Genomic DNA, 9,428 nt, shown 5'->3' on the forward strand with positions numbered 1-9,428 from the left:
CTCCTCTTACATTAATGAATATGGTTCAAAATCTACTTGTATCGTTAAATCGTGACGATGGATGTCATCACGATAATGTGTTTGGATTTTACGAATAATTTCTTTTTGATTTGGTTCATGCTTATATTTTACCATGCACTGGTAACGATATCTATTATTTATACGGACCATCGGTGAAGGGGTAGGTCCCAAAATGGTCGCTTGGTCTGATAAATGTTTGTACAATAACTTACAAATCGTCTTCGTTACCTCTTGCACTTTTATTTGATTTGGGTGAGAAACCGTGATCAATGTCAGAAAATAATAGGGTGGGTAATGAAAGCTTCTTCGCATCGACATTTCCTGCATAAAGTATTGCTGATAATCATAATGACTGGCCAATTGAATACTGTAATGCTCAGGAGTGTATGTTTGTATGATAACTTCGCCGGGCAACTGATGCCTTCCTGCCCTGCCGCTGACTTGTGTTAACAGTTGAAATGTTTTTTCAGATGAACGGAAATCTGGTAAGTGCAACATCGCATCGACAGCTAATACTCCTACTAATGTAACATTCTCGAAATCTAATCCTTTGGCAATCATTTGCGTACCTAGCAAAATATTCGCCTTCCCGCTACCAAACTGATCGAGCAGTTTCTTGTGAGCTCCTTTTCGCCTGGTTGTATCCACATCCATTCGAATAATATCAGCTTCTGGAATCTGCTCTTTTAATGCTTCTTCTACTTTTTGGGTCCCAGTACCGAAATAGCGGATTGTTTTACTACTGCACGTTGGGCACTCGTTCACCATTGGAATTTGATAGTCACAGTAATGGCATTTTAACTGGTGAGAGCTTTTATGATAAGTAAGTGCAATATCACAATTGGGACATTTCATCACATCTCCGCACTCCCGACACATAACAAAAGTCGAATAACCTCTTCTATTTAAAAATAACACAACCTGCTGTTGTCTTTCTAATCGAGAACGGATAGCTTGTAATAATTTCACCGAAAACATCGTACGATTACCCGCATACAATTCTTCGCGCATATCTACAATTTCTACTGGTGGCATCGTTGCCTCATTCATCCTGTCTGGCATCTCTAGCAGTCGATAGACACCTTTTGTCGCTCTAGCATATGACTCCAGCATCGGTGTAGCACTACCAAGTACAACCGGGCAATGATGGTAGATGCCTCGCTGCTTTGCGACTTCTCGAGCATGATATCTTGGTTGTTCATCCTGTTTGTAGCTTGTTTCATGCTCTTCATCAATGATAATAATGCCGATATTTTCAAATGGAGCGAAGATAGCGGAACGGGCACCCACTACTACTTTTACTTCTTTATTATGAATTTTTGTCCATTCATCAAATTTTTCTCCAGCTGACAATGCACTATGCAAAACCGCCACTTCTGAACCGAATCTGCCTTTGAAACGGTTGACCATTTGTGGTGTCAGGGCAATTTCAGGGACTAATACAATCGCTTCTTTTCCTTTGTTCAACACTTTCTCTATCGCTTGCAAGTACACTTCTGTCTTACCACTTCCTGTAACGCCATGCAACAGAAATACTTCATTCTGACCGGTTTCCGTCGCCCGCCATATCGGTTCAATAGCGGTACGCTGCTGCTCACTTAGAGGGAGAGGCTTTGTAACTTTAAACTCACTGTCCTGATAAGGATCGCGATACACCTTACGATCAATTCTTTTCAAAAGATTACGTGAGATTAATTGGTTGACAGTCTGTGTAGTTGTTTTTAGCTTATCCAACAATTGTTTCTGACTGATCGGTTCAGGATTTCCAATAAAAAATTCGATGATTTGTTTTTGTTTTTTCGCTTGGTTTGGGACATCCTCTAAGGCCTCTTCTAACAAGTATGTCTCTTTAGCAGCGGCGATAAACCGTTGAATCTTGTTCGTTTCTTTCGATTTCACTTGATAGTTGATTTGAACATGTCCATTACGAACTTCCTTTAACAACAATGCATGATTTCCCTGCCTCTCGAGAAATTCCGCATAATCCATGACACGCCTTCCAGCGAAAAACTGTTGCAGTTCGTCATCTAACTCTTCTTCCGTTAATGCCTCTATTTCCTTTCTATACTTTGCCTTTAGTATCTGCGGTAGCATGGCCTGAAATGTTTGAATATAAAAACTAACCGTCTGCTCACTAATCCATTGTCCCAATTGCAATAATTCTTCTGTCAAAACGGGAGTCAAATCCATGACCTCATCAATGGCTTTTAATTTATCGAATTCCGAATGATTATCGATATCGAGAACAAAGCCCATCACTTTCCTCGGTCCAAACGGAACAGAAACGCGCATACCTTTTTGAATAAGATCTTCAAAATTCTCCGGTATCAAATAATCAAACGTACGATTCGTCTGATTTGTCGGTACATCGACAATAACTTTTGCAACTTGCATGTTTCGTTCTACCTCAATTCCTTATCAATAAGTTGAATAATTGCTTCGGCAATGTCTTTCTTACTTGACTGCGGAATAGAATGCTCTTTACCGTCTTTCGTCAGAAAAATCACTTCATTTTGATCAGAGGCAAAGCCTATATCTTTGTTACTGACATCGTTCATGACAATCGCGTCTAATTTTTTTCTTGTAAGTTTGCTCTTTGCATAATCCATTACATTGTCTGTTTCAGCCGCGAAACCTACTAAAAACTGATGTGTTTTCTCATTGCCTAAAAACTGAAGGATATCTGTTGTTCTTTCCATTTCAACAGTCATTGTACCTTCCTGTTTTTTAAGCTTCTTATTATGAACATGTGCAGGAGTGTAATCAGCTACAGCAGCCGATTTAATAATTACATCCATATCCTGGTAATGTTGTTTCACCTTTTCATACATATCGGCTGCACTGTTTACCTTCAACAGTTGTACACGTTGCGGAGGGCTAATATGGACAGGACCTGATACTAGTGTCACTTCTGCCCCTAGCTCCATAGCCGCTTGTGCAAGTGCATATCCCATCTTCCCTGATGAATAATTGGTCAAATATCGGACTGGATCTAATGCTTCACGTGTTGGCCCTGCGGTGATCAACACTTTTTTTCCTTGCCAAGCATTAGAACGATTTGTTTCACTCTCAAGTAGCTCTACCATTTTCTCCGGTTCTTCCAAACGGCCTTTGCCAACATAACCACACGCTAAATAACCTTCCCCTGGCTCAATAAATCGATATCCCCATGAATCTAACAGCTGCATATTGTGGATTACTGCAGGGTGCTGGTACATATGAACATTCATAGCAGGAGCGATGTACACCGGGGCTTGTGTTGCCATTAATGTCGTCGTCAGCAAATCATCTGCAATACCTCCTGCAATTTTACCAATTACGTTTGCAGTAGCTGGCGCAACTATTACCATATCTGCCCAATCTGCCAAATCAATATGGGCAATTTTTTGTGGATCTTTCTCGTCAAAAGTGTCCGTATAGACCGGATTTCTTGATATCGCCTGAAACGTTAATGGTGTTACAAACTCCTGTGCATGATCAGTCATCAGCACCTTCACATCTGCTCCAGCATGTGTCAATTTACTTGTGAAAGCAACGGCTTTATATACAGCAATGCCTCCCGAAACACCTAAAAGAATTTTTTTTCTTTTTAACACGTAGACACCCCATCTCTGATATAGAAGAAACCCTCGCAGCGCGATGCAATGCGAGGGAGATATTTAAATATTAATCATGTATGATTTCCTGATCAGGATCAACCATTAATTTTTCTTCAAGGATTTCTTCTAATGCTAACCCGACAAAAGTTGCTGCTTTCGGGTTTTCTACCTGATGCATTTTCGTATTTTGAATTTGACGAGCACGCTTTGCTGCTAACGTAACCAACGTATATTTCGAATTAATTTTTGTTTGTAATTTATCAATGGATGGTTCTAATATCATTTCTCATCTACCTCCAACAATGCTTTATATTGTTTTGCCACTCTTTCTCGTTTACAATGTTCACTTTTCACAATCGCCTGCACTTTATTTACCGCTTCTGCGACATTATCATTAACCACAACATAATCATACTTATCCATCATTTCGATCTCATTACGCGCTTCTTTCAAGCGATTAATAATCAGATCTTCTGTTTCTGTTCCTCGATCCATGATACGGTTTTTTAATTCCTCTAAACTAGGCGGAATTAAAAAGATGAACACACCTTGCGGAAAATTTTCTTTCACTTGCAGCGCGCCTTGCACTTCAATCTCAAGGAATACGTCATGACCTCTCTCGATGGTTTCCTCTACATATTCTTTTGGTGTACCGTAATAGTTGCCGACATATTCAGCATATTCTAGCATACGTCTTTCTTCGATCATCTGTTCAAACTGCTCACGCGTCCGGTAAAAGTAGTCTACACCCTCCTGTTCACCTTCGCGCATCGCTCTTGTTGTCATTGAAATCGAATATTTTAAGTTGGTATCCTGTTCAAATAATGCCTTTCTGACTGTTCCTTTCCCTACTCCAGATGGACCAGATAAAATAAACAGTATCCCTTTCTCTTTAATCAAAATAGTTCCTCCCTATTATTCTTCATTTATTTCATCGTGGCTGAGAACACGTTGTCCAACTGTTTCCGGTTGAACAGCTGAAAGTACTACATGATCACTATCTGTAACAATAACAGCTCTTGTTCTTCTTCCGTATGTAGCGTCTACTAGTTTATTATTTTCCCTAGCGACCGTTATAATACGTTTAATTGGAGCGGACTCCGGTGATACAATTGATATGATCCTGTTGGCAGAAACCACATTTCCAAAACCGATATTAATTAACTTTAAACTCATCTCGAGCTCCCCCTTAAATCTAAGAACAACTTACTCTACATTCTGTATTTGCTCTTTCATTCTTTCTGCTTCGCTTTTTAAAGATACAACGTGCTCACTTATCCATATGTCATTTGACTTCGAACCGATCGTATTTAACTCTCTATTTAGTTCCTGGACAATAAAGTCCAATCTCCTCCCAATCGGCTCCGTCTCTTTCATTAGTTGCTGAAACTGCATGACATGACTATGTATTCTTGTCAGTTCTTCTGTTATGTCGCCTTTTTCGGCTAGAAGCGCGATTTCTTGAAACAACCTGGATTCGTCGTAAACAGAAGTATTTTCGAGATAACTGTTTATACGTTCTTTTATTCGCTCCTGATACTCTATTATAACAATTTTTCGCCTCTCACCCAACTGTTTTATTCTATTTTGTATAATTTCTGTTCGTAATTGAAGATCTTTTCCAAGTTCAGCGCCTTCTTTTAGCCGCATAGCATGAAGGTTCCCTACTGCTTTTTCCAAAGTAAGCAGTACGTTCGTATCTGTATCCGTATTACTTTCCTCTCGTTGCTCCACTTCAAATATATCCGGATATTGCCCCAGCATGTCCAATGTTATTTCGCCATGAAGCTGATATGTTTGTTTAATTTGTTGAAACTGATTTATGTATTGTTCCACTAAATCCCAATTCGTGGTAAGCTTTTTAGAGCTCGTAAAGGTTCCACTCACATTGATCGTTACACTAACTTTTCCTCGCTTAACCTGCTGCTGAATTATCTTCTTCAACCGGTCTTCTAACGGAACTAAAAATTTTGGCATTTGAAAAGATATATCCAAATAACGATGGTTTACTGTTTTGACTTCTGCTATGATGTACATTTCATCCAGTTGCAATTCCTGTCTGCCGAATCCTGTCATGCTTTTCATTAATACATCACTTCCATCTTCTATTATAAACATAATCTGATTATCATAATCATCATATCAGACTTTTCAACTGTTCGACAAATGATTCTGGGCAGTTTTTTGCTTAAAGAAATGTTATAATAATCAGATGAGGTGATTTATATGGTATTTGACGGAATTGTTACACGTGCTGTAGGAAACGAGCTTGATCAAGAGTTGGTTTCTGGACGCGTTTTAAAAATATATCAACCAACAGAGACAGAATTAGTCATGACGATTCGCAAACATGGAGAAAATAAGCAATTATTAATTAGTGCTCATCCTAGTTACGCAAGATTGCACCTTACTAAGGATACATACGATAACCCGAAGGAACCATCGATGTATTGTATGATGTTGCGCAAATATTTAAGTGGAAGTTTTGTTGAATCAGTCGAACAGATTGAGAATGAACGAATTATTCATCTTCATTTCCAGACAAGAAATGAAGTCGGTGATCCAAGTGTTAAAATACTTGTCGTGGAAGTAATGGGAAAACACAGTAATATTATTTTAATCGATAAGGAAAGACAGGTCATTCTTGATAGCATCAAGCATATATCCAGTGCTCAAAATCGGCATCGATCGATTTTGCCAGGCAGCACCTATATACAGCCACCGAGTCATCAGAAGGTTAACCCTTTCTGCCTTGATGGGGATCAACTGATAAGAAAATTGGATTTTAATGCAGGTAAACTGGATCAACAGCTGGTTAATACGTTAATGGGCGTTTCTCCGGTGTTAGCGAAAGAAATCGTAACAAGAGCTGGATTAGGTGATCATCAAACATATAAGGATGCTTTTGAAGACGTTCAACATCAATTGCTAGCACATCAGTATCAGCCAAATATTATGCATGGCAAAAAAGAACGTTTCTATGTCATCCATTTAGCATATGCAACGGAAGATCGCGAAGATTTAAGCAGTGTTAGTGGAATGCTGGATCACTTTTACTCTGGTAAAGCGGAACGAGACAGAGTAAAGCAAAGAGCAGGTGATTTACTCCGATTCCTAACCAATGAACAAAAGAAAAACAAACGAAAATTAGGGAAGCTCGACAAAACATTAGATGATGCTAAGGATGCGGATCGTTATCAGCGTGATGGCGAATTATTGACAGCGCATATGCATTTAGTTCGTCACGGTGATAAAGAGGTCGAGGTGATTGACTACTATGATCCTGATCAATCGAAGCGAGTCATTTCACTAAACCCGAACAAATCTCCGAGCGAAAATGCACAGTCGCTCTTTAAGAAGTACCACAAACTGAAAAAGTCTAAAGAAATGGTAGAGGAAGAAAAGAAAAAAACGTATGAGGAAATGAAGTATCTCGATGAAATTATTGAACAGATTGATTCTGCACGTGAACAGGATATTGAAGAAATACGTGAAGAATTACAAGAGCAAGGTTACCTAAAGAAAAGACAGTCTAATACGAAACAGAAGAAAAAGCCAGCAAAACCAGCTCCTGAAATTTTTTATGCAACAGACGGTACAGAGATCTTAGTAGGTAAGAACAATAAGCAAAACGAATATGTGACAAACCGGTTAGCAAGAAAAGATGACATTTGGCTGCATACGAAGGATATACCAGGATCACACGTCGTCATCCGTGCCCAAGATCCAAGCGAAGATACGTTACTAGAAGCCGCACAACTGGCTGCAAATTTTAGTAAATCGAAACATTCCTCCTCAGTGCCGGTAGATTATACCTTGATTAGGCATGTTAAGAAACCAAACGGTGCAAAGCCTGGTTTTGTCACCTATGATAACCAAAAGACATTGTTTGTAACACCCGATCAGCGATTGATTGATCATTTACGGAAGAAAAGCTAGATTTATTAACACATTTAAGTCAACTGGTTTTATGATTCGACATTGTTAACCGTTCTAACATATCAGTTGTATAGAAAAAAGCTCCGTTAACATGGACGGAGCTTTTTTAATAAGCAAAGAAAATTATATACTTACAGTCATAAAGTAGAATTCAGAACCATACTTAAGAAAAAGTATAGGTTCTCATAATACAGATTATATAAAGTGGAACTGTATTCACAGTATGGTAAATTTGATTTATTGTATTTGCTTAGCACTTAAGTTAGTTTGATCAGCAAGTTTATACTCGGCTCTTCTAATGACCAAGGTAAGCACAATTCAATGAATGAGGTAATTGACTAGTAATAAACTGGATAGCCTTCAAATCATATAACATATTATACTGCTCAGCACTGCTTTATTTGTGGCTAGTTTTTTTAGTTTGCATGCTGTTGTAGTTCGTCTACTGTAACGAATCGGTAGTTTTGTTCTGTTAGTTCTTTTAAGATTGTTTCCATTACTTTTAATTCCTCTCCATCGTCGTACATTGGATGGAGTAAGATAATTGATCCTTTTTCTATGTTGTCGAGTACATAATCCACTTTTTCTTCTACTGTGGCCGCATAAGTATCTGGTTCAAGATTCCACATGATTGTTTCCCTTTTCTGATTGTTTAGAATCCATGGTAATACTACAAGCTTTTTACCAAATGGCGGTCGAAAATCGATGTCACCTTCATATCCGGCATCTCTGATTAAAGAATCTGTAGAGGATAATTCCTGCTGTACAAAAGATGGAGATTTCCCTATCATTCTAGAATGTGTATAGGTATGATTTCCGATTTGATGTCCGGCAGCTGCAATAGCCTTGGTCAGCTCCGGATATTTCCTAATATCATGTCCAATGAGAAAAAAGGTAGCCTTTACCTGATAATCCTCCAACATAGATAAAATACCTGGTACATTCTCAGACGGTCCATCATCAAAAGTCAGTGCAATGACCTTTTCATCAGTTTCCACTTGAGCTGTTAATTCACCAAATAATTGAAATTCCCGTGCATTCATCAATTTATAGCTGCCAAGACCCAGTAGTATTAGACAACATATAGCCAAACCACTCCATAGCAATTTCTTTTTCATCAAAAATTACCTGCTTTCCTAATTAATAAGTTTACTAAAATCTATCTTAGTCATTGTCGGTCCTATTCCACAACAAATAACATTTTACGATTTTGAGTATCACTGAAATGATTATCTGTGATTTCTTCAAGAAAACAGGGCAAAAACCCAACAGGACGTATCTAAATTAAGTATTTATTAAAGTTTCTATAATACGGATTATGTAATGCTAGCGTTGCATCCATTTTGAAATGTAGTTAGAGGTATGAGGAAGCAGATTGACTGGTACCCTCATGTGACCATCCATATAGCAGCTTCATTCTCAAATACATTATGCTAGCACTGTTGCTTTTAGCTGTTCCAATCGTTGTAGAACTTCCGTTAAGCGTAGGAAATATGTAGAGACTCCCGTGGGATCAGTCGTGTCCGAAAATCCCGCAGGAAAGCGGGTTTCTTTCCGAGGAAGTTGAGGCCGATCCCACAGGACGCGGAGCATATTTCCGGAGCTTTGCTAAGCAAATACAATATATCAAACTTAGCATATTATTATACAGTTTCACTTTACATAATCCGTATTATAAGCACCTGATGCTTCCCATTCTTCGACAAGCTCTCTTCTGCAAGTTACATTAATAACAGTGAAATATAATATTTTTACATAAAAAAACAGATTACAGATATGGTAGATCTGTAATCTGTTAGATGACTATTGTTCCTGTTTTGCCGTCGAATGATAGCGAAATAAACTGCATTTTGCGGTTGCCCAGGAAAT

The 9,428-nt window shown here is 38.5% G+C and carries 8 protein-coding genes; 1 reads left to right on the forward strand and 7 read right to left on the reverse strand.

From position 1 onward, the window contains the following. Positions 1-6: 6 nt before the first annotated feature. The 6 genes from priA to MUN88_RS18015 all read right to left on the reverse strand — a co-directional run bounded on the left by priA (position 7) and on the right by MUN88_RS18015 (position 5,738). Positions 7-2,415: a primosomal protein N' gene (gene priA, locus MUN88_RS17990; protein WP_244717664.1), complete on the reverse strand. Its 2,409-nt coding sequence runs from the start codon at positions 2,413-2,415 to the stop codon at positions 7-9. 8 nt (positions 2,416-2,423) lie between these two features. Continuing rightward, positions 2,424-3,617, reverse strand: coding sequence for a bifunctional phosphopantothenoylcysteine decarboxylase/phosphopantothenate--cysteine ligase CoaBC (gene coaBC / locus MUN88_RS17995; RefSeq protein ID WP_244717666.1), 1,194 nt, complete (start codon positions 3,615-3,617; stop codon positions 2,424-2,426). 70 nt (positions 3,618-3,687) lie between these two features. After that, complete coding sequence (gene rpoZ / locus MUN88_RS18000; protein WP_305852476.1) at positions 3,688-3,903, reverse strand: DNA-directed RNA polymerase subunit omega; 216 nt, start codon at positions 3,901-3,903, stop codon at positions 3,688-3,690. Continuing rightward, positions 3,900-4,520: a guanylate kinase gene (gene gmk / locus MUN88_RS18005; RefSeq protein ID WP_244717669.1), complete on the reverse strand. Its 621-nt coding sequence runs from the start codon at positions 4,518-4,520 to the stop codon at positions 3,900-3,902. The genes rpoZ and gmk overlap by 4 nt, the downstream gene beginning before the upstream one ends. Positions 4,521-4,535: 15 nt before the next feature. Next, positions 4,536-4,796, reverse strand: a complete 261-nt coding sequence (gene remA / locus MUN88_RS18010; protein ID WP_244717672.1) for an extracellular matrix/biofilm regulator RemA — start codon at positions 4,794-4,796, stop codon at positions 4,536-4,538. 30 nt (positions 4,797-4,826) lie between these two features. After that, positions 4,827-5,738, reverse strand: a complete 912-nt coding sequence (locus tag MUN88_RS18015; protein ID WP_244717675.1) for a YicC/YloC family endoribonuclease — start codon at positions 5,736-5,738, stop codon at positions 4,827-4,829. 108 nt (positions 5,739-5,846) lie between these two features. Between MUN88_RS18015 and MUN88_RS18020 the strand changes: the two genes are divergently transcribed. Further along, complete coding sequence (locus MUN88_RS18020) at positions 5,847-7,559, forward strand: Rqc2 family fibronectin-binding protein (RefSeq protein WP_244717678.1); 1,713 nt, start codon at positions 5,847-5,849, stop codon at positions 7,557-7,559. 416 nt (positions 7,560-7,975) lie between these two features. Here the strand turns inward: MUN88_RS18020 and MUN88_RS18025 are convergent, their stop codons facing one another. Further along, positions 7,976-8,677 (reverse strand): polysaccharide deacetylase family protein, encoded by a 702-nt coding sequence (locus tag MUN88_RS18025; RefSeq protein ID WP_244717681.1) that lies wholly within the window; start codon positions 8,675-8,677, stop codon positions 7,976-7,978. Positions 8,678-9,428: the final 751 nt, after the last annotated feature.

This window comes from Gracilibacillus caseinilyticus (assembly GCF_022919115.1).
GTDB lineage: Bacteria > Bacillota > Bacilli > Bacillales > Amphibacillaceae > Gracilibacillus > Gracilibacillus caseinilyticus.

What these genes read in the sequence shown, in the direction of transcription:
- priA (WP_244717664.1), bottom strand. Translation starts at nt 2,415, where the DNA reads ATGCAAGTTGCAAAAGTTATTGTCGATGTACCGACAAATCAGACGAAT.
- rpoZ (WP_305852476.1), bottom strand. Translation starts at nt 3,903, where the DNA reads ATGATATTAGAACCATCCATTGATAAATTACAAACAAAAATTAATTCG.
- remA (WP_244717672.1), bottom strand. Translation starts at nt 4,796, where the DNA reads ATGAGTTTAAAGTTAATTAATATCGGTTTTGGAAATGTGGTTTCTGCC.
- MUN88_RS18015 (WP_244717675.1), bottom strand. Translation starts at nt 5,738, where the DNA reads ATGTTTATAATAGAAGATGGAAGTGATGTATTAATGAAAAGCATGACA.
- MUN88_RS18020 (WP_244717678.1), top strand. Translation starts at nt 5,847, where the DNA reads ATGGTATTTGACGGAATTGTTACACGTGCTGTAGGAAACGAGCTTGAT.
- MUN88_RS18025 (WP_244717681.1), bottom strand. Translation starts at nt 8,677, where the DNA reads ATGAAAAAGAAATTGCTATGGAGTGGTTTGGCTATATGTTGTCTAATA.